A 19985-nucleotide genomic window follows, 5' to 3' on the forward strand; every position below is an offset into this window, starting at 1 on the left:
GCGCCCCCGACCGGGGTCAGGCGGTCGCCGTGCAGGTCAGCGTCGGCGTGTTGTTGGTGCTGCCGCTCGAGGCCAGGAGCCCGAAGGTGGTACTGGCTCCGGCACCGAGGCTGCCGTTGTAGCTGACGTTGGTGGCGGTCACCGTGGAGCCGCTGGAACTGACCGTGGCGTTCCAGACCTGGCTGACCTGTTGGCCGTTGGCGTACGTCCAGGTCACCCGCCAGCCGCGGATGGGCGCGTTGCCCGCCGTCACCTGCACCTCGGCCTGGAAGCCGCCGGACCAGGTGTTGGTGACCCGGTACATCGCCGAGCACGCGCCCGTCGCCGGCGGAGCGGTCGTGGGCGGGGCGGTGGTCGGCGGGGCGGTGGTCGGCGGGGGAGTGGGGGTCGGCGAGGTGGTCGGCGGCGGACTGCTCGGCGGCGGGCTGCTCGGCGGCGTGGAGCCCCCGCCGAACTGCACGTCGCTGCAGATGTAGTACGACTGGTCGGAGTGGCTGGCCTGCCAGATGGTGAAGATGACGTGCCGGCCGGTGCGATTCGGGGCGTTCACCGGGACCTCGACGGACACCCCGCCGGTCTCCGGCCGCCACTGCGAGGCCGGCGTGTTGCCGATCTGACCAACCAGTTCCAGGTGTGACCAGGCCAGCGGCGTGGTCAGTGCGTCGTAGCCCTGCCGGGTGGCGTACACCCGGATGTAGTCGGCACCGTGACTGGCCTGGTCGTAGAACTTGAGCCGGAAGTTGTTGGCGACCGAGGTGGTCCGCCACGCGCCGACCGCGTCCATCGCCCGGTAGCGCCCGTTCTCGGTGCGCCCGCCGGAGCAGAGCTGGCCGTTCGGGATGGCGGCCTGGTGGTTGCCGGCCACACCCTCGCGGAATAGGCCGTTCCAGTTCCACATGGCGTTCGTGTCGGTCTGCCACGCCTGCCAGCACATCGGGTCCTCGGTGGCCATCCGAGGGTTCTGGAAGTCACCGCCCCAGCGCTGCCAGCAGCCGTAGTTGCGGGAGACGGGGTTGGCCACGGAACCGTGTGCCGACGCGGGAACGGCCAGCGCGGTGCTGAGCAGCGTGGCGATGGCCGCGACGGCCAGCAGACCCAGCGCGCGCGATGATCTGAGTATCTTGGACATGGAGCCCCCAGGGGGAAGTCGTCGGATCGACATCGCCCAGACGCCCGGGAGTTGCCCCCTCCCGCGCCGGTGTGCGTGGCCCCAATCGTGCTGGCTCTGCCGGAAGAATGGCACAAGCAATCGCCATTCGTCAATGAGGAAAACGTTTTCCGGCAGGTCGTACCCGATCGCGGTCGGCACCCGGACGGGTCGACCACTGACCGATCGCTCAGGAGTGGCGGTGCATCGGAGTGTGCGGGATGCCGTCCTCGACGTACTCCGGGCCGCTGACCGTGAAGCCGTGCCGCGCGTAGAAGTCCACCAGGTGTGACTGGGCGTCCAGGACGCACGGCCGGTCGCCGATCTCGGCCAGCGCCGCGGCCATCAACCGCCCGGCGTGCCCGCCGCCGCGGACCGCCGGCGCCACCACCACCCGCCCGATCCTGGCCACGCCGCCGGGGTCGGCCAGGATCCGCAGGTACGCCACGGGCCCGCCGTCGAGCGCCAGCCAGAGGTGCCGGGTGCCGGGTTCGATGTCCCGTCCGTCGAGTTCCGGGTACGCGCACTCCTGCTCTACCACGAAGGTGTCGACGCGTAGTCGCAGCAGGTCGTGGAAGGTGCGGGTGTCCAGGTCGGCGAAGGCGGCGACCCGTAGTTCCGGGCTCGGCATCCCGCCAGGTTAGGCCGTCAGCTCGGGCGGGCGCCGACGGCGTCGCGGATCTCGGCGCCCTGCTCGGCCTCCACGGCCCGCGCGCAGTGTCCGCAGCAGAAGAAGCGGCCGGACACCTCAACGCCGTGCCCGACGATCCTGATCTGACAGTGTTCGCAGATCGGCGCCAACTTGTGCACGGCGCACTCGAAGCAGTCGAAGGTGTGCACGTCGCCGCTGACGGTGCGTACCTCGAAGGCCATCCAGTAGTCGTTTCCGCAGACCTCGCACGTCGCCACGGTGCCATCCCCTCGCAGTCGGTGTCCCGCCCAGCGTGCGACCCGCTGGCACCGATGCCGGGTGGAAACGGTCCAGGTCACCCGGGTGGGGCGGCGTGTCGCACCGGCGCGTCGGCCGTTGTACCGGATGACCTGGCCGGTGGCGGCGGCCCGGCCGCCGGTCCGTAGAGATCGCGAACCGGGAGGACGATGATGATCAAGAGAAACCGACTCTTCGGCACCCAGACCCGGATCACCTTCTGTCTCCCGCGGGACACCCCGCCCGGCACGGTCAGCGTCGTCGGCTCCTTCAACGGGTGGCAGCCCGGTCAGCACGTGCTGGTGGCCCGCCGGGACGGCACCCGGACGGTGACCGTACGCCTCGGCCCCGGCCCGCACCGCTTCCGCTACCTGGCCACTGGCGGGCTGTGGTTCGACGACGAGTCCGCCGACCAGGTGGACGAGCAGGGTGGCCTGCTGGTGCTGTGAGGGGGAGAAATCTATCGACAGGCGTCTTTACTGTTAACAAGGTTTAAATTATGTTGGTGGCACCTCACCAGGCAACACGCCGCTAAGGAGCTGCCGTCATGCGCCGAAGAATCACCCTCCCACTGGTCGCGACGGGCGCCATGGTCGCCACCCTGGCCGTCGCCACCCCGGCCCAGGCCCACGGCTACGTCTCGTCGCCGCCCAGCCGGCAGGCGCTCTGCGCCCAGAACCGGGTCCCCGACTGCGGGCAGATCCGATGGGAACCGCAGAGCGTCGAAGGCCCCAAGGGGCTGCGCAACTGCCACGCCAACATCGCGCACTTCGCCGTCCTCAACGACGACAACCGCGGCTGGCCCGCCACCTCGGTCGGCTCCACGGTCACCTTCACCTGGGTCAACACCGCCCAGCACGCCACCCGCGACTGGGAGTACTTCATCGGCAACAACCGGGTGGCGGTCTTCTCCGGCGGCGGGCGTCAGCCCGGCGCCACCGTCTCGCACACCGTCAACCTCTCCGGCTACTCCGGCCGACAGAAGGTGCTGGCGGTGTGGAACATCGCCGACACCGCCAACGCCTTCTACTCCTGCGTCGACCTCCAGATCGGCGGCGGGGGCGGCACCCCGCCGCCCAGCCCGAGCCCGACCACCCCGCCGGCGCCGTCGCCCACCCCGACGGCCGGCCCGACCAGCACCCCGCCGGCCGGCGGCACCTGGACCGCGGGTCGCGCGTACGCCGTCGGTGACCAGGTCACCTACGGTGGGCGTACGTACCGCTGCCGGCAGGCGCACACCGCCCTCGCCGGCTGGGAGCCCCCAAACGTACCCGCGCTCTGGCTCCTGCTCTGATCCCCGCCTGCCCATGAATGCCCAGCGTTGATCATGAGGTTAGCGGCAGTGGTTGATCTTCAAGGTGCCGCTAACCTCATGATCAACGAGGGGTGGGGGTCAGGCGGTGCTGGGGTCCAGGCGGATGGAGAGGGAGTTCACGCAGTGCCGGGTGTCCTTCGGGGTGAAGCCCTCGCCGTGGAAGACGTGCCCGAGGTGGCTGTCGCAGCGGGCGCAGCGGATCTCGGTGCGCCGCATGCCGAGACTGTTGTCCTCGACCTCCTTGATCGCACCCGGGATGGCGTCGTCGAAACTCGGCCACCCGCAGTGCGAGTCGAACTTGGTGTCGCTCGGATAGAGCTCGACACCGCAGGCCCGGCAGCGGTACATGCCGGGGGTCCTGGTGTCCACGTACTCGCCGGTCCACGCCGGCTCGGTGCCGTGCTCACGCAGCACCCGGAACTCCTCGGGGCTGAGCCGGACCCGCCACTCGTCCTCGGTGCGGGGCAGTTCACTGTCGGGAAGACTCACCTCTCAACGGTACGTCGAACGTCGGACCCATCGCATATGGTCGCGCAATGGGCGCAACCAAGGCCCCGGCCGAGGAGATCGAGGTGGCCGGGCACACCGTACGGCTGTCGAGCCCGGACCGGGTGATCTTCCCGAAGCGCGGCTTCACCAAGGCCGACGTCTTCCACTACTACCTGAGTGTCGGTGACGGCATCATGCGCGCCCTGCGCGACCGGCCGACGACCCTCCAGCGCTTCCCCGACGGCGTCGAGGGGGAGATGTTCTTCCAGAAGCGGGTGCCGAGCCGGGGCGTGCCGCCCTGGGTGCGTACCGCCGAGATCAGTTTCCCCAGCGGGCGCAAGGCCGCGGAACTCTGCCCGGCGGACCTGGCCCACGTGGCCTGGGCGGCGCAGATGGGCACGATTGTGTTCCACCCGTGGCCGGTGCGCGCCACCCACGTCGACCAACCGGACGAGCTGCGGATCGACCTCGATCCGCAGCCCGGCACCGACTTCGCCCACGCGGCGAGGGCCGCCACCGAGCTGCGCGCGATCCTCGACGAGCTGGGGGTGACCGGCTGGCCGAAGACCTCCGGCGGCCGAGGCGTGCACGTCTACCTGCGCATCCAGCCGCGCTGGACGTTCGTCGAGGTGCGCCGGGCCACCATCGCGCTGGCCCGGGAGCTGGGTCGCCGCCGCCCCGACCTGGTCACCACCGCCTGGTGGAAGGAGGAGCGCGGCGAGCGGGTCTTCGTCGACTACAACCAGATGGCCCGGGATCGCACCATCGCCTGCGCGTACTCGCTGCGGGCCACCGCCCGGGCCACCGTCTCCACCCCGGTCGACTGGGCCGAGCTGCCCGACGTCGACCCGGACGACTTCGACCTGCGTACCGTGCCCGAGCGACTGGCCCAGCGGGGCGACCCGCACGCCGGCGTCGACGACACCGGGTGGGACATCACCCCGCTGCTGGAGTGGGCCGAGCGGGACGCCGCCGCCGGCGAGGGCGACCTGCCCTACCCGCCCGACCACCCGAAAATGCCCGGCGAACCGAAGCGGGTCCAACCCTCCAAGGACCGCGACCGCCCCCGCTGACCCACCCGACTCACTACGCCCCGTACGACAGACGCCCCCCGCTGTCGCCGATCTTGCACTTTCCGTCGGGACATAGTGGTCTCAACGACGCATAGCGGCGACGAAAAGTGCAAGATCGCGGAGGCGGGGGTGGGGGCCAGAGGGCGGGCAAGTTTCCGTCCACAGGCGGTCACACGTGAAGGCCTCGACGAACCGCCGCCTCCACCGCCTCCTTGGCTTCGGCCAGGCCAACACCGGTGGCCTTCCGGTACGCCGCGATTGCCTGGATCTTGTCGCCCCGGGCCAGGTGCTCCTGAACCTCGACCGGCAGCGGGTCGGGATCAGGAACTCCCAGATGCTGCATCACCAGCGCCAGGCGGCGCTCCAGTGCGGCCAGCCGGTACGCGGTGCGGGCCGACTCTCGCCGGCTCGGTGTCTGCGCGAACAGGAGACCGATCACGAGCACGAGGAGTACGGCAAGGAGGACGTCCATGCCGGTGATCGAAGCAGGCCGCTCCACGGTGGGCAAGGGAACTCCGCGCTGAGAGTCAGCTCGGGGCGCCAGCCTTCACGGCGGTCACGAAGGATCGCCACTGGGCGGCGTCGAACAGCAACGCCGGCCCGGCGGCATCCTTGCTGTCCCGCACCCCCACGACGCCACCGATGTTGTCAGCTACCTCGACGCAAGCTCCCTCCGCGCTACGACTGCTCTTGCGCCACCGGGCATTGGTCAGGTCATTCATTGAACGTCTCCTTGATAACCGTCCCGATCAGATCTTCAGACTCGCGCACGTCGAGCGAAAGGTCCAGAAGGGTGGACCAGGCGTCAACGTAGGCCTCTACCTCTGCCGGCTTGTCCAGATAGAGGCTGCCGGTCAGCGACTCGCTGTAGACGGTCGAAGGCTCTGGAGGCCGCGTGCCCACAGCTGGAAAATCCAGCATGATGAACGAGCCGGCAACCGAAACCAGGCGTGGCCCGCTATTCAGCGGCAGGATCCGGACGGATACGTTCGGTCGCTGCGCAGCGTTCACCAGGTGCGCAAGTTGGCTGCGCCAAGCGTCCAGGTCGGGAAGAGGGCGACGGATCACCGCCTCGTCGACGATGGCCTCGAAGATGGGGGCCTTCGGGCTGCGGCGGGTGAGCAGCTTCTGGCGCTCCAATCGGAGCGCGACCTTCTGTGCCACCTCGTCCTGGCTTCGCCCAGGCTTCGCACTGAAAATGGCTGACGCGTAATCAGCCGTCTGGAGCAACCCGGGGATCAGCGACGGCTCGTAGTAGCGTATGTGCCGGGCCGCCGCCTCCAGCCCGACGTACAGCTCGAACCAGGCCGGGATGGCCTCTCCGTAAGCGTGCCACCAGCCGCGGCTCTTGCCTTCGCGGGCCAGGCTGACCATGACCTCGGTCAGTTCCGCTGAGGTGCCGTAGTGCTGGCACATGAGCGCCACGTCGTGGGTGCGGAGCGTGGTCTGCCCGCTCTCCAGTCGGTACATCTTGGCACGCGACCATTCAAGCGTCTGGGCTGCGGCTTCCAGGTTGATGCCCGCTTCTTCTCTGGACTGCCGCAGCAGCCTGCCTAATTGCCGACGGGGCACTGAAGATCCAACTTCGCTCATCTCGGCTCGTCTCAGTTCGATGTGGCGACGTGTCTCGACTCGATCAGATTGAACTGCGGGATGATGCGTTTCAAGTATGCGCGCGGCGTTTTCTTGATGAGATGTTGCATTCAGCGAATCTGCGGACCGATGGTGGTTGGTAGACGGGTGTCGACCAGTGATCATTGGAGGTCTGGGTGGCTCGGTGGAAGTGGTTCCAGCGCAGGAATGAAGCGATCGACGTGGTGGTGAGACCCGCCGGTGCCGGCAGGGAGTGTGCCGATCGGGGCGCGGCCGGCCGGGCGAATCGATCCGTCGGGGACGTGGCCACGGGCCAGGCTCGGCAGCGAAGACTGCTGACGGCGCGGGCGGGACAGCGGCATGTCGAGCAGCCGGCGCGGCGGTGCAACCAGGGGAGCCACCGGTGAGTGGCGAGGAGGAGTGGCGGCCGGTCGAGGTGTCGGAGCTGCCGGAGATAGCGGTCGACCGCCAGCCGGATCTGTTGGTGCTCGCGACGGAGGACGACGGGCCGATCGGCTGGGCGATCGTTCTTCCCGACGGCCATTTCTGGCTGATCCGCAACTCGTCCCGGGCCCTGACCCACGGTTCGAGCCTTTCGGTGCTGACCACCTTCTGGGCCAGCATCCTGGACTGCGAGGTCGGACGACCTCGGCTGGTCGGAGCCCGCGACGCCGAGCGGGTCAGAGATTGAGCTTCATGCCCTCGTGGCTGGCGACGAAGCCGAGACCGAGATAGAAGCGGTGCGCGTCGTGGCGGGTCTTGTCGGTGGTGAGCTGCACCAGACCACAGCCGCGCAGCCGCGCCTGGTCGATCGCCCAGGTCATCATCAGGCGGCCCAGGCCGCGACCCCGGTGATCCGAGCGAACCCGGACCGACTCGACCAGCTGCCGCTCGGTGCCGTGCCGCCCGAGCCCGGGGATGTAGGTCAGCTGCATACAGCCCAACAGCTCGCCGCCAGCCTCGGCGACCACGAGTTGGTTGCGCGGGTCGGCCGTGATGTCCGCGAACGCCTCCTCGTAGGTGGCGTCGACCTCGCTGACGTCACGGGTACGCCCCAGCACGTCGTCGGCGAGCAGGTCGAGCACGGCGGGCAGGTCGGCCCGGACTGCCTCACGGAAGATCACGTCGCTCATCCCGCGAGAATTTCATACCGGCACGGACCGATGTACGGCAGAGCCATGCTCGCATGGTGTGGCTGCCCAACCGCAGCGCCGACGGCGTACTCCCCGATTGGTCTGGCGGGCAACTTCGGGGAAACTGCTGCCTCGTGCGGAGTTGAGGCAGCAGTTTCCCCGAAACTGTCGTCGGTTCGCAGGCCTGCAGGGGGCGAAGATGACGAAGGGCCGACCCCGGTTCGGGGTCGGCCCTTCGTTGTCAGGGTCGTCAGCTGGTGGCGGAGTAGCCGCGGGTGGCGATCCAGTTGGCGAGGGTGTCGGTGTTCATCTGGTAGGTGGCCTGGTTGGGGTTGGCGGAGTCGGCGATGGTGACGGTGTCGCCGTTGTTCTGGTAGCCGGTGACGCTGATGTAGTGTCCGCCGGCGAAGCTGTGGGGGGTGCCGTTGGTGTCGGTGGCGGTGCCGGCGATGTTGGCGACCACGGCGCGGCCGTCGTCGACGGTGCGGACGATGTCGTCGCGCAGTTTGTCGGCCTGCTTGGTGGCGGCCTTGGCGTCGCGGATCTCCACGGACTTGTAGACGTCCTTGCCGGTTTCCTTGTTCAGGATGGGCGTGATGTCGTTGATGGAGTCGGTGCCGTTCTCGGTGGTGCCCATGCGCTTGGCCATCTCGTGCTGGTCGATGTGCTTGCCCTGGACGCTGAGGGCGTTGCTGGCGGCGGCGGGGCCGCAGTAGTAAAAGGTCTCCTGGGCCTGGTAGCGCACGGGGAGCTGGCGCTCGCCGCCGGTCTTGCGGTCGGCCTGCACCTGGGCGGTGGTGGTGGCCGGGGCGGCGTGGGCGGTGATGGCGGGGGCGGCGATGCCACCGGCGGTGGCGGCGGCAGCGGCGATGGTCAGGGCGGTCTTACGCAGGATGGTGGTACGCATGATGGGTCACACCTTCCGTTCGGGGGTACGCAGCACGGATCAACCCATACCGGGGCTCGCGGTGCTGCGGGGGGAGAAAGGGAACGCCCGGCGGGGGGTGCTCGGACGTCCGGGGGGTGTAACGATCCGGGTCGGCCCCACATTCCAGGGGTTCCGGGTTCCGGGGGGTGCCGTGGCGCGGGGAAGCGCCTGCGGTCAGCCATGTACAACGACCCGGCCCCGGCCATCATTCCGCCGCCGGAGTGGCCCGGCCCACGGGATAACGGCCCGTAAACCAGACATGCATCCCGAAACTCGCACACGGGTGGATTGGGGCTCGGCGGCTCCCCGGGGTCGGAAACGCGCAGCCCGGTAAGTTGTCCGTGGTGGGCGCGATCTCGCCTTGCGACAGCGGCCACAACTCGGCGTGATCAGGAGTCGGTCGGGCCATGAGCCGCGATCAACCATGCTCTTGATCGCCAAGCCAGAGGTCGAGGGCTTGCTGCACCCCCGCCTGCCGGTACGGACCGCCCGGGTGGTCCGCTGCAAGCCGATTTTACGGAGAGTAGTCCAATCTTCTCGCTCTGGCGTCGAGGTTGGCCTATCTGTACTCTGTGCCGAACATTGATGATCACGCTGTTCGTTGATCACGCTGCTTTGCGGGGGGTGCGGCTGTGTCGTCGGCTTGGTCTGTCCGACTACCGTCCATTGTGGCCTGTGTTGTGCTGGCGGCCTCTCTTCAGGTGGTGTGGTCAGCTGATCGTGCCGCCGCACAACCAGTGGAGCCCTGTGCCGCCGGGGCTGCGGAACGAGGAGTGGAGTCCGAGCGGGCGGCCCTCGCGCTGGCGGTGTCCTGTGACACCGACGTTGAGGTTCTGGCGGCGGCATCGGAGACGACGAAGGTCTTCGCTCAGCCATCGGGCGACTTCGCCTTCGAGTCTTGGGCCGAGCCGAGGTGGACCGAGCGCGATGGGTCCTGGCGCGAGATCGACACGACGCTGGTGGTGGGCGCTGACGGACTTGTCCGCCCGGTCGCGTCAACGGCCGACGTGGTCTTCTCCACAGGCGGGGCCGGCGCCTTCGCCACCATGACTGGCGCCGGCGCCAGCTTCTCGCTCGGCTGGCCGAGCGCCCTTCCCCAGGGCGTGATCGCCGGTGACACGATCACGTATCCGAGCGTCTACCCGGATGTTGACCTGGTGGTCCGTGCGGAGCGCGGCGGTTTCTCTCACCTGCTCGTCGTCAAGAGCGCCGCAGCGGCGGAGAATCCGCTGGTCCGTGAGACGCGCTACATCGTCGGCGGCTCGGCAGACGTATCGGTAGTGGACGGTGCGGTGACGATCGCAGGGCCCGAGGGCCTGCTGGCTGCGGCCCCACCAGCCAAGGCCTGGGACTCGGCGCCCCCGGCCAGCGGCGCGCGCACCGGGTTCCTCGCCGCCGACGCGCCGGCCGATCCTGGCTCCGGCCGGTCGACGGCACGAGGGCCGGCGGACTCGGCCCGGATCGCCGAGGTCGACGTTCAGGTCGGCGTGGGCCTGCTGACCGTCAGCGCCGCGCCCGAGGTGCTCGATGATGGGCACTTCCCGGTCTTCATCGATCCGACGTACGACAAGAAGTGGGCCCGCTGGGCTCCGGTGAACGACTCCCGGCCGGACACCCAGTGGACCTCGGGCACGTCGTGGCCACGAGAGGTCGCCCGGGTGGGGTCGAACTACGACAGCCACGGCGACATCTGGCGGTCGCACTTCTACTTCGACACCAAGGTGCTCGCCGGCAAACGGATCACGGGAACGACCAGCGTGGACGCCTGGCTCGTGCACGCCGCCGACTGCGCTGGCGAGTCGATCGGCATCTGGCAGACCAACTCGATCGCGAGCAACACTCCCACCTGGAACGGGATGAAGAACAAGTGGCTGCACGACGGGGCGTTGCAGACCAGGCTCGGCAAGGCCAACTCAGGATGTGGTCATAAGCCCGACTGGCTGACGTTCAACGGCTCCCAGGTCGGCCACCATGTCCAACGCCACGCGAACAACGACTCCACGTCGATCACTTTCGGGTTGCGGATGGGAACCGAGAGCGGCGGCCGGTGGGCGAAGTTCGATCCGGATCGTGTCCGGCTGATCGCCACCTACCAGCACAAGCCCACCTCGCCGGTCGCGATCCGAACGGCCCCGGGCGGAAACTGCGCGAAGACGTCGCCCGGACCGTGGATCACCAACCGCACACCCACGTTGTACGGCAAGGCAAACGACGGCGACGGCACCGTGCGGATCCGGTTCGACCTCAATGGCCCGACCAGTCCCGCCGACCACACTTCGGCCTGGACGAACTCCGGTGCAGAGCGAGGCTGGACGACTCCCACCCTTGCCGAGGGCAACTACAACTGGCGGGTACGCGGCACCGACGGGGTGGAGGCAGAGAACACCCCCTGGACCGCTTCCTGCTACTTCCGGCTCGACCACACCCCGCCGACCGCGCCGGTGGTCACCCGCACCTCCGGCACGCCGGTGGTTGGGCAGCCGGTGACGCTCTCCTTCACCTCGTCGGACGCGCGCTCCGGCGTCAAGCAGTTCGCGTACGGCATCGGTGTGGACGCCCAGCAGAGCTTCAAGGCATCCACTGGCACGACCACGATCACGTTCACCCCGGAAGCGGGCCGGACGGTCGTCTACGTGTGGGCGCAGGACAACGCTGGCAACTATTCGGCGCGTACCGCGTACAACTTCTTCACCGGTCGTATCACGGAGGTGCAGGCCCAGGCTGCGTGGCGGTTCGACGGTGATGCCGTCGACGACACCGGCCAGGGGCACGACCTGACGCTGGGCAGCGCCGTCAACTACGGGCCCGACCGTAAGGGGACCGCCAACGCCGCGTTGACCTACGACGGCACGGGCTGCGCGGAGGCCGAACCGGTGATCCGCACCGATGCTGAATACACGGTCACCGGGTGGGTGAAGCTGACCGACAAGTCCGCCAACCGTGCCCTGGCCACGCAGGCCGGCACCGCTCGCCCCGCCTTCTACCTGCAGTACCACGCTGCCAACGACCGCTGGGAGTTGGCGATGCCCAGCGGCGACGTAGCGGCACCGACCTGGGCCTTCATCCAGACGACCACGTCTGTGCCGCTGAATGTCTGGCAGCACATCGCAGCCACTGTGGACCCCGTAGCGCGAGTGATGCGGCTCTACGTCGATGGTCAGCTCGCCGCGGAGGGAGCCATCCCGTTCGTGCCCTGGGACGCGCAGGCCAGGTTCACGGTCGGCTGCGCCGCGAGCCTGACCGATGAATGGCACCACATGCACGGCTCGATCGACCACGTCGGCGTCTGGCAGGGCCTGCTCTCCGACGCGCAGATCGCCCGCGCAGCCACCGAGCTTCCCGCCGGTGAGGTCGGAAACTGGCAGCTGCGCGGCGGCGGTGGCGAGTCCACGGGCCGAGCCACCGACCTGGTGCTGCCGGAAACCGAATCCTGGGTCGACGACCAGTACGGGCGGGTGGAATCCGCGATCGAGTTGGACGGCACGCAGTGCGTGACCACGGGCGGTCCGGTGGTGCATACGGATGAGTCGTTCACCGTGGCGGCGTGGGTCAAGCTGACCACGGCGGGTACGGGCAACCGGACGGTTCTGGGACAGGACGGCGTACGCGTCAGCGGCTTCTACCTCGGTACGCGGTACCTGGACGGCACCCCCTACTGGGCGCTGATGATGCTGGCCTCCGACAGCGAGATCGGGGGAGGACCGGTGACCACCTCGACGACCCCGATCACGGGGGACGTCGGCCGTTGGACCCACCTGGCCGCCGTCTACGACGCCACCACGCGCCAGATGAGCCTGTACGTCAACGGAGTTCTCGCCTCCTCTCGGGAGCGCACCGGGACGAACTGGAACGCCGACGGCCCCATGACGGTCGGATGCGCGAAATGGACCGGCGCGCACGTTGACCGAGTCCACGGGGCGGTCTCCGGTGTCCGCGCGTGGCGAGGTGTGCTGAGCGCCACGGAGGTGGCCACCGTGCATGGCGGTAACCCGGGGGTGCAGCTGGAGGGAAGGTGGCCGCTGGACGGCCCGGCCAGCGAAGCGCCGACGTACCTGACCGACCGATCCGGCAACGGCCGTGATCTGACCATCACCGGCCCGTACAACTGGGTGCGCGACCGGGGCTTCGGCCGTGACGGTGCCCTCGGCCTGGAACTCTCCGCGAACTCCTGCGCCGAAACGGCTGGCCCAGCGGTCCGTACCGACGCCTCGTTCACGGTCACCACCTGGGTGCTGTTGGACCAGACGGCCGGAGACCACGCGGTCGTGACGCAGGCAGCCAGCGGCAGTCCCGGCTTCTATCTCGGCTACCGCTCTGATGTGAACCGGTGGCACTTCGGTCTGCCGTCGGCCACTGCTGGAAACGTCACCTGGCACAACGCCGAATCTCAGCAGGCACCGGAACTCGGCAAGTGGACCCACCTCGCCGGCGTCTTCAACGTGGCCTCCGGCAAGGTGCAGCTCTACGTCGACGGGGTGCTGGAGGACGAGACCACCGGCCCGTCCTCCCCGTGGTCGGCCAGCGGCCCGACCCTGATCGGCTGCAACGGGTCGACGAACGGAACGCGGGATTCGTGGCTCGGCGGCGTCGTCGACGACGTCCGGATCTGGACCTCCACCGTCGATCCGGATCGGATCGCCGAACTCGCCGGCCTCTGACCCAGCGACGGGGGCGACCACACGTCGCCCCCGTCGCCGACCCACCTGACTTTTCCTCACCCTCTCCTCCGCGTCAGGAAGGTGCCATGTCGCAGTCACGCACCGCTATCTCTCGGCCACGACGAATCATCACCCTGGGCACCGTCGCGGTGCTGCTGGCGTCCACCTTCGCGGTGGCGCAACCGGCTCAGGCGGCCGAGGTGCCCTCCGGCGACCGGCCGGTCAAGGCGGCCAAGCCGGAAAGGGCCCGCCCGGCAACGGTCGAACAGACGCCGCTACCGGAGGACGGTGGCAGGTGGACCGGGCCGAAGCACGCGACGTGGCCGGCGGCGGGCCGAGTGACCTTCGCGATCGCCGACGCGCGGCCGGATCGGCGGCTGAACGGCGACCGGCACTCCGGGCGGACGGTGCGGGGCACGGCCGGTGGTCTACCCGTGACGGCCTCGGCTGTCGCCGGTCAAAGCGCACCTGACCAGGCTCGGGTGCAGCTCCTGGACGAGCAGCACTCCCGCCAGCTCGGGGTCAGCGGCCCGGTCCTGGTCGTCGAAGGTGCTGCCGGGACGGTCGAAACGGCCTTCGACTACGCCGGAATCCGCGAACTCTACGGCGCGGGGTGGGGCGAGCGGCTGACCATCAAGCGGCTGCCGGCCTGTGCGGCGACGACGCCGCAGCGCTCTGAGTGTCAGGAGATCGAGCCGGTCGAGGCGACCAACGACCCGGTCACCAGGACGCTGTCGACCGAGGTCACGCTCTCCGGAGCGGTGCCGATGGTGTTTGCCATGGTGGCCGACGAGTCCTCGGAAGAGGGCGACTACAAGGCCACCGACCTGAAGGCGTCGGGCTCCTGGACGGCGGGGGACAGCTCCGGCGCGTTCTCCTACTCGAATCCGCTGCGCCTGCCGCCGGCGGAGGGTCCGCTGCCCGAGGTGTCACTGAACTACTCGTCGCAGCTCGTCGACGGGCGGATGGCCGGTGCCAACAACCAGGCGTCGTGGATCGGCGACGGCTGGGAGTATGCCCCAGGATTCATCGAGCGGTCCTACGTCACCTGCACGGACGACCGGGACGCAGACGGCGGCAAGGAGCCGAACAACAAGGACAAGAAGACCTACGACCAGTGCTGGAAGGGCGACTCCCACAACGTCACCGTTTCGCTCAACGGCAGCAACGCTTCCCTGATCAGGGACGACACCAGCGGCGTCTGGCGGGTCCAGAACGACAGCAACTGGCGGATCCGGTTGGAGGGCAGCGCGGCTACGCCGGGCAACGCCACGACCGAACGGTGGACGATCACCACGGCGGACGGCACCCGCTACTTCTTCGCCAGCGAGGCGGCCTCGGCCAACTCCCGCTGGACCGTTCCTGTCTTCGGTAACCACCCGGACGAGAAGTGCCGGGCCACGGCCTTCAAGGACTCGTCCTGCAAGCAGGCCTGGCGGTGGCTGCTGGACAAAATCGTGGACGTGCACGGCAACATCGTCCGCTTCTACTATCAGAACGAGACCGGGTACTACGGCGCGGCGGACGACAAGGACAACCGGCAGTCGTTCGACCGGGGCGGCTACCTGATGCGGATCGAGTACGGGCTGCACGCCGATCATCCGAGCGTCGCCGCCACCGGCCGCGTGGTCTTCACCGTCGCCGACCGGTGCCTGGCGGCCGAGTGCCACAAGGACGGTAAGCCGGTCAAGGCGAACTGGCCGGACGTGCCGTGGGACAAGTACTGCGATGCCACACCCTGCACCGACAAACTGGCGCCGGTCTTCTTCACCACCAAACGGCTCACGAAGATCACCACTCAAGTGCGCAGAGGTAGCTCCTTCTCCGCCGATTCCGACGTCGAGTCGTGGAGCCTGACCCACGAGTTCAAGGCACCGAAGGTGGCCGGCTCGGCGTCGCTGTGGTTGAAGGAGATCGTGCACGCCGGGCACGTCGGCGGCACCGTCACCGACCCACCGGTGCGGTTCACCGGGGTGGAGCTGGCCAACCGCGCCAACGTCCTGGCCGGGGCACCGCTTTTCTCCCGGTGGCGGATCCAGACCATCCGTACCGAGTCCGGCGCCGACATCCACGTCACCTACTCCGAGCCCGACTGCGACCACAACGACCTGCCGGCGTCGCCGCAGAACAACTCCCGGCGCTGTTACCCGGTCTACTGGACGCCCGACGGCTACTTCGAGCCGAAGCTGGACTGGTTCCACAAGTACGTGGTGACCGAGATTTCCGAGATCGAGCGCACCGCCGACCAGCCGGCGGTTACCATCCAGTACGAGTACTCCACCACCGGCGGCGGCACGTCGACGCTGTGGGGCTACGACGACAGCGAGTTCATTAAGAAGAAGCACCGCACGTACGGGCAGTGGCGCGGCTACTCGCAGGTGGTGACGAAGGTCGGCGAGCCCGGTCGGGGCGTACCGCTGACCACCCGCAAGCGGTTCTACCGTGGCCTGCACGACCAACCGTTGCCCGGCGGCGGCCGGCGTACCGTGCAGGTCGCCGATTCCGAGGGCAACACGTTCACCGACCATCGGGCGCTTGCCGGTATGACGCTGGAGGAGGCAACTCTCGACGGCTCGTCCGTGGTCGAGGCGTCCACCACGCAGTACTGGACCCGCGAGACCGCCGCACGTAGCCACGACGGGGGCACCGACCGGGCGTACTTCAGCGGGCCGTCCGTGCAGAAGACCCGCAAGCTGCTGGCAGCGAGCAAGTGGGCGCGTACCGAGACCCGGACCACCTACAACAACGACGACGGCCTGCCCGAGTCGGTCTCCGACCTGGGCGACACCGACATCACGGGCGACGAGACCTGCACCCGCACCACGTACGCCAAGAACCAGACCGACTGGATCCGGGAGGCGGTGTCCCGGGTGGAGACCGTCGCCAAGGCGTGCACTGCCACAGTGTCCCGCCCGGCCGACGTCATCTCCGATGTTCGGACCTACCACGATGGCTCCAACACCCACGGATCCACGCCGAGCAAGGGACTGGTGACCCGCGAGAAAACCCTCGACACCTGGAGCGGCGGCCCGGTCTACGCCACCGTCGCCCGCAGCACCTACGACGAACTCGGCCGGATCAAAACCGCCACCGACGCCCGTGGCGGGGTGACCAAGACCGACTACACGCCGGAAGGTCCCGGCCCGGTCACCCAGACGGTCACCACCAATCCGCTCGATCACAAGGTGACCACCACCCAGCAGCCGGCGTGGGCCGAGCCGACTTCCGTGGTGGACGCCAACAACAAGCGCACCGATCTTGCCCATGACCCGCTGGGCCGACTGACGAAGGTGTGGCTGCCGGGCCGCGCCAAGGCGACCGCAACGCCGAACGTCGAGTTCAGCTACCTGGTGCGGGCCGATGGGCCGCTGACCGTCACCACCAGGCGGCTCGGCCCCAACGGCAACTACCTCACCGAGGTCGGGCTCCTCGACTCGCTTTACCGGCCCGTGCAGACGCAGAAGGATGCCGTCGGCGGCCAGCGCCTGGTCTCCTCGATCGGATACAACGACCGAGGGTTGAAGGCATACCAGGCCGGGCCGGTTTCCGTCACCGGCGCTCCCGGCAGCACGCTGCTGGAGCTGAACCCTGGCGCGGACCGGGCACGGACGGTGTACAGCCACGACGCCGCCGGTCGGGTGATCAGCGAAGCGCTCTGGTCGGGCAACAGCCAACGCTGGGCCACGATCACCAGCTACGGCGGCGCCCCGGACGGCTGGCAGGTGGCGGTCACCCCGCCGCTCGGCGGCACCACCACGGCCACCATCAGCGACGTCCATGATCGGACGACCGAGTTGCGGCAGTTCCACGGCCGTGCCCTCACCAGTGGATACGACGTCACCCGTTACGCGTACGCCCCGCGAGGCAGCCTCGCGACTGCGACCGGACCGACCGGAAAAATCTGGCGATACGAGTACGACCTGCGCGGACGAGTGGTACGCACGATTGACCCGGACAAGGGCGAGACCAGCCTGACGTACGACAACGACGATCAGGTCAGCTCCACCACGGATGCCCGAGGCGAGGTCATCTCCACTGAGTACGACCCACTGGGGCGGCGTAAAAAGCGACTGACCAACGGCCAACTGGTCGGCCAGTGGACCTACGACACAGTTAAAAAGGGACACCTGACCAAGCAGTTGACCGTCGTCGACGGCTACCACTTCACCCGCGAGATCTTCGACTACAACGACGCCTATCAGGTGCGCGACGAAGAGTCGGTGGTTCCGGCCATGCCCGGCCTGGCCGGCGTTGCCGGGACCTACGTCTCCACCTTCACCTTCAAGGTCGACGGTTCGCCGGAACGGATCAGCGTGCCGGGAATGGGTGGTCTTGAGCGTGAAATGCTCAACCACCACTACGACGACCTGGGCAACGTCACGCGCCTGGTCGGCGGAAGTTCGGCCTCCGGGACGGAGAACGTCTACGTCGACGCCGCCACCTATTCGCCCTACGGCGAGCTGCTGCAACGCACGCTGGGGGTCGACAAGCGGCCGCAGGCGTACCAGACGTACGTCTACGACGATGTGACCCGGCGACTGTCCGAGTTCTACTTCGACCGCGACGCGAGCATCACGAACGTCGCCGCGTTGACCTACCGGTACGACCCGGCCGGCAACGTGCTGTCGATGGCGAACCGGCCGTTGGACAACGACGATAACCCGCGGCCCGGTGCCAGCGATGCTCAGTGTTTCCAGTACGACCAGTTGCAGCGGCTGACTCAGGCGTGGACGCAGAGCACGAACGTCTGTGCCAGCTCACCGCAGGCCAGTGACGTCGGTGGGGTGTCGCCGTACTGGAAGTCGTACGCCTTCGACAAAGCCGGCTCCCGGCAGTCGGTGACCGACCGGCGCACCGGCGTGACGTCGACCTACCAGTACGCCTCGACGGGTGGCCAGCCGCACGCGGTGCGGACGGTGACCACAGGGCAGCGGGTCGATCACTACGGCTGGGACGCCACCGGCAACCTCACCTCCCGCCAGGTCGGTGGGGTCACCGAAACCCTGGATTGGAACGCGCAGGGCAAGCTGACCGAGATCAGTGGGCCGGACGGCACGACCCGGATGCTCTACGACGTCGACGGCAATCGGATCGCCCGAATCGATCCGAACGGCGATGCGACGGTTTTCGTGGCGGGGCAGGAGCTGACCGTCTCCGGTCAGAACAAGTCGGCCACTCGCTACTACACGCATGCGGGAAGTGTGATCGCGTCTCGCAGTGCGTCGTTGGCCACCGGGGTGGGTGACGTCATCTGGCTCAGCTCCGACCATCAGGGCTCAGCACGGTGGGCGGTCAACTCGGTTACCCGCGTCGACACCATCAAATACGCCGATCCTTACGGCAACCTGAGAAGTTCCGATGGCCTGGTGTGGCCGTCCGGGCAACGCGGGTTTGTCGGCGGCACGGAGGACCCGACTGGTCTGACGCTGCTGGGCGCCCGATTCTACGACTCCAGCATCGGCGGGTTCATCTCGGTTGATCCTCTTCAGGATCTCGCCGACCCCCAGCAGTGGAACGGATACGCGTACGCCAACAACAACCCAATCACGTACAGCGATCCCAGTGGGCTGATCTGGACTGACTTTCAGAGAGGCGTCGATCCGCACTTCAACGGGCCAGGCGCGGGAGGAGCATCACACGGTCCTGTCGGTAGCGGCGCATCTTCAAAGACGAGACAGTCGAACCATTGCGCCCAAGGCAGCCCGTACGCCTGCCAAGCAGCTGCCGAAAGAAGCAGGCCCGCCCCTAAATACAGGTTGTCCAGGCCTGCAAAGCCACAAACGTTCAAAGAAGCGATGATTCAAGGGGCCCTGGAAGCGGCCACATGTGCCATCATTGCCGGCTGTGGAGCCGTGACTTTTGTCGGCGCATTAGTAGAAGTCGGCTACGAACTCTTCTCAGAGGAGAAGAGGCAAACGATCGCACGCCGGGCTAGCCGATGTGGTGACGGCGCAGACGGCGAACGCAGCTTCGCCTCCGGCACCGAAGTTCTCATGGCCGATGGCAGCACGAAACCAATCGAGGACGTCGAAGTTGGGGACATGGTGCTGGCCACCGACCCCGAAACCGGTGAAGAGGGCCCCCGCCGCGTAACCCACCTGTGGGTCCACGAAGACCAGATGGTCGACCTCAAAGTTGACGGCGGAAAACTCACCACCACCGAAGACCACCCATTCTGGAATGAAACAGACCAGCAATGGCAGGAGAGCCAAGCCCTCGATCCTGGCGACCTTCTGTACACCGCATCCGGTGGAACGCTCACCATCGTCGGGCTCGACTGGAGCACCATCCAGCGCGGCTCGGCCTACAACCTCACGGTCGCCGACATCCACACGTACTATGTGCTAGCCGGCAACACTCCGGTCCTGGTCCACAACACGGGTCCGTGTGGGCCTGAGCTGAGTGGGGTCAACATCGGAAAGAAGTGGGGAAAGCACTCCAAGGACTATCGCCTCAACCCGGGTAATGCGTCGGCGAGAGAGTGGTTCCGCAATCGCATCGCTGAAGTGCGATCCAGCCATGATGAGGTACGGCGTGGTCCTTGGAATCCGGCGACCGGCGGGGGGACCGATTACTGGTTCTACCGGAAAGACGAAGATCTTCTTGTGACGCGCGGTGATGGAAGCTTCGTGACCATGTTCCCAGGCGCAAGCGGTAACGGTTGGTTCAATGGGGCTACTCAAATACCTTGTCGGTGTGGATAAAGGTCGAAGGTGCTTGA

15 protein-coding genes are annotated in these 19985 nt (G+C 67.9%); 6 read left to right on the forward strand and 9 right to left on the reverse strand.

All coding sequences use genetic code 11. The features are described 5' to 3' along the window. Nucleotides 1–16: 16 nt before the first annotated feature. The 3 genes from IEY61_RS09720 to IEY61_RS09730 all read right to left on the reverse strand — a co-directional run bounded on the left by IEY61_RS09720 (nt 17) and on the right by IEY61_RS09730 (nt 2056). Nucleotides 17–1129, reverse strand: coding sequence for a lytic polysaccharide monooxygenase (locus IEY61_RS09720; RefSeq protein WP_189042729.1), 1113 nt, complete (start codon nt 1127–1129; stop codon nt 17–19). A 208-nt stretch (nt 1130–1337) separates the two neighbouring features. Continuing rightward, nucleotides 1338–1778: a GNAT family N-acetyltransferase gene (locus IEY61_RS09725; RefSeq protein WP_189042731.1), complete on the reverse strand. Its 441-nt coding sequence runs from the start codon at nt 1776–1778 to the stop codon at nt 1338–1340. A 17-nt stretch (nt 1779–1795) separates the two neighbouring features. Then, nucleotides 1796–2056 (reverse strand): metallothionein, encoded by a 261-nt coding sequence (locus IEY61_RS09730; RefSeq protein WP_189042733.1) that lies wholly within the window; start codon nt 2054–2056, stop codon nt 1796–1798. A gap of 192 nt (nt 2057–2248) precedes the next feature. Here IEY61_RS09730 and IEY61_RS09735 point away from each other — a divergent pair, with 192 nt between their 5' ends. Next, a complete protein-coding gene (locus IEY61_RS09735) occupies nt 2249–2524 on the forward strand; it encodes an isoamylase early set domain-containing protein (protein WP_189042735.1) in 276 nt (91 codons plus the stop codon). Between the two features lie 98 nt (nt 2525–2622). Beyond that, complete coding sequence (locus IEY61_RS09740) at nt 2623–3369, forward strand: lytic polysaccharide monooxygenase (protein ID WP_189042737.1); 747 nt, start codon at nt 2623–2625, stop codon at nt 3367–3369. 99 nt (nt 3370–3468) lie between these two features. Here IEY61_RS09740 and msrB read toward each other — a convergent pair whose 3' ends face one another. Next, nucleotides 3469–3879, reverse strand: a complete 411-nt coding sequence (gene msrB / locus IEY61_RS09745; protein WP_189042739.1) for a peptide-methionine (R)-S-oxide reductase MsrB — start codon at nt 3877–3879, stop codon at nt 3469–3471. Nucleotides 3880–3926: 47 nt separating this feature from the next. Between msrB and ligD the strand changes: the two genes are divergently transcribed. Beyond that, nucleotides 3927–4952 (forward strand): non-homologous end-joining DNA ligase, encoded by a 1026-nt coding sequence (ligD, locus tag IEY61_RS09750; RefSeq protein ID WP_189042741.1) that lies wholly within the window; start codon nt 3927–3929, stop codon nt 4950–4952. Nucleotides 4953–5121: 169 nt separating this feature from the next. Here the strand turns inward: ligD and IEY61_RS09755 are convergent, their stop codons facing one another. Genes IEY61_RS09755 through IEY61_RS09765 form a run of 3 tightly spaced genes read right to left on the reverse strand, consistent with a single transcriptional unit; the run spans nt 5122 to nt 6545 of the window. Beyond that, a complete protein-coding gene (locus IEY61_RS09755) occupies nt 5122–5424 on the reverse strand; it encodes a hypothetical protein (protein ID WP_189042744.1) in 303 nt (100 codons plus the stop codon). Nucleotides 5425–5479: 55 nt separating this feature from the next. Continuing rightward, complete coding sequence (locus IEY61_RS09760; RefSeq protein WP_189042746.1) at nt 5480–5674, reverse strand: DUF397 domain-containing protein; 195 nt, start codon at nt 5672–5674, stop codon at nt 5480–5482. Then, nucleotides 5667–6545, reverse strand: coding sequence for a helix-turn-helix domain-containing protein (locus IEY61_RS09765; RefSeq protein WP_189042748.1), 879 nt, complete (start codon nt 6543–6545; stop codon nt 5667–5669). Before IEY61_RS09765 ends, IEY61_RS09760 begins: the two co-directional genes overlap by 8 nt. Before the next feature lie 403 nt (nt 6546–6948). Between IEY61_RS09765 and IEY61_RS09770 the strand changes: the two genes are divergently transcribed. Continuing rightward, nucleotides 6949–7236: a hypothetical protein gene (locus tag IEY61_RS09770; RefSeq protein WP_189042750.1), complete on the forward strand. Its 288-nt coding sequence runs from the start codon at nt 6949–6951 to the stop codon at nt 7234–7236. Here the strand turns inward: IEY61_RS09770 and IEY61_RS09775 are convergent. Further along, a complete protein-coding gene (locus IEY61_RS09775) occupies nt 7226–7678 on the reverse strand; it encodes a GNAT family N-acetyltransferase (RefSeq protein ID WP_189042752.1) in 453 nt (150 codons plus the stop codon). The two genes, IEY61_RS09770 and IEY61_RS09775, sit on opposite strands and share 11 nt — an antisense overlap. Nucleotides 7679–7928: 250 nt before the next feature. Next, the gene (locus tag IEY61_RS09780; RefSeq protein WP_189042754.1) at nt 7929–8585 is read right to left on the reverse strand and encodes a C39 family peptidase; all 657 of its coding nucleotides are present in this window, start codon (nt 8583–8585) and stop codon (nt 7929–7931) included. 794 nt (nt 8586–9379) lie between these two features. Between IEY61_RS09780 and IEY61_RS09785 the strand changes: the two genes are divergently transcribed. Together IEY61_RS09785 and IEY61_RS09790 are read left to right on the forward strand one after the other, a co-directional pair. After that, the gene (locus IEY61_RS09785; RefSeq protein WP_189042756.1) at nt 9380–13264 is read left to right on the forward strand and encodes a LamG domain-containing protein; all 3885 of its coding nucleotides are present in this window, start codon (nt 9380–9382) and stop codon (nt 13262–13264) included. 86 nt (nt 13265–13350) lie between these two features. Beyond that, nucleotides 13351–19968, forward strand: a complete 6618-nt coding sequence (locus IEY61_RS09790; RefSeq protein ID WP_189042758.1) for a polymorphic toxin-type HINT domain-containing protein — start codon at nt 13351–13353, stop codon at nt 19966–19968. The last annotated feature ends 17 nt before the right edge of the window (nt 19969–19985 follow it).

Source organism: Micromonospora sonchi (assembly GCF_014646235.1).
Taxonomy (GTDB): domain Bacteria; phylum Actinomycetota; class Actinomycetes; order Mycobacteriales; family Micromonosporaceae; genus Micromonospora; species Micromonospora sonchi.

Bases quoted from the DNA above. Each gene is read 5' to 3' on its own strand.
- IEY61_RS09720 (WP_189042729.1), bottom strand. From the start codon at position 1,129: ATGTCCAAGATACTCAGATCATCGCGCGCGCTGGGTCTGCTGGCCGTC.
- IEY61_RS09725 (WP_189042731.1), bottom strand. From the start codon at position 1,778: ATGCCGAGCCCGGAACTACGGGTCGCCGCCTTCGCCGACCTGGACACC.
- IEY61_RS09735 (WP_189042735.1), top strand. From the start codon at position 2,249: ATGATCAAGAGAAACCGACTCTTCGGCACCCAGACCCGGATCACCTTC.
- IEY61_RS09740 (WP_189042737.1), top strand. From the start codon at position 2,623: ATGCGCCGAAGAATCACCCTCCCACTGGTCGCGACGGGCGCCATGGTC.
- ligD (WP_189042741.1), top strand. From the start codon at position 3,927: ATGGGCGCAACCAAGGCCCCGGCCGAGGAGATCGAGGTGGCCGGGCAC.
- IEY61_RS09755 (WP_189042744.1), bottom strand. From the start codon at position 5,424: ATGGACGTCCTCCTTGCCGTACTCCTCGTGCTCGTGATCGGTCTCCTG.
- IEY61_RS09760 (WP_189042746.1), bottom strand. From the start codon at position 5,674: ATGAATGACCTGACCAATGCCCGGTGGCGCAAGAGCAGTCGTAGCGCG.
- IEY61_RS09765 (WP_189042748.1), bottom strand. From the start codon at position 6,545: ATGAGCGAAGTTGGATCTTCAGTGCCCCGTCGGCAATTAGGCAGGCTG.
- IEY61_RS09775 (WP_189042752.1), bottom strand. From the start codon at position 7,678: ATGAGCGACGTGATCTTCCGTGAGGCAGTCCGGGCCGACCTGCCCGCC.
- IEY61_RS09780 (WP_189042754.1), bottom strand. From the start codon at position 8,585: ATGCGTACCACCATCCTGCGTAAGACCGCCCTGACCATCGCCGCTGCC.
- IEY61_RS09790 (WP_189042758.1), top strand. From the start codon at position 13,351: ATGTCGCAGTCACGCACCGCTATCTCTCGGCCACGACGAATCATCACC.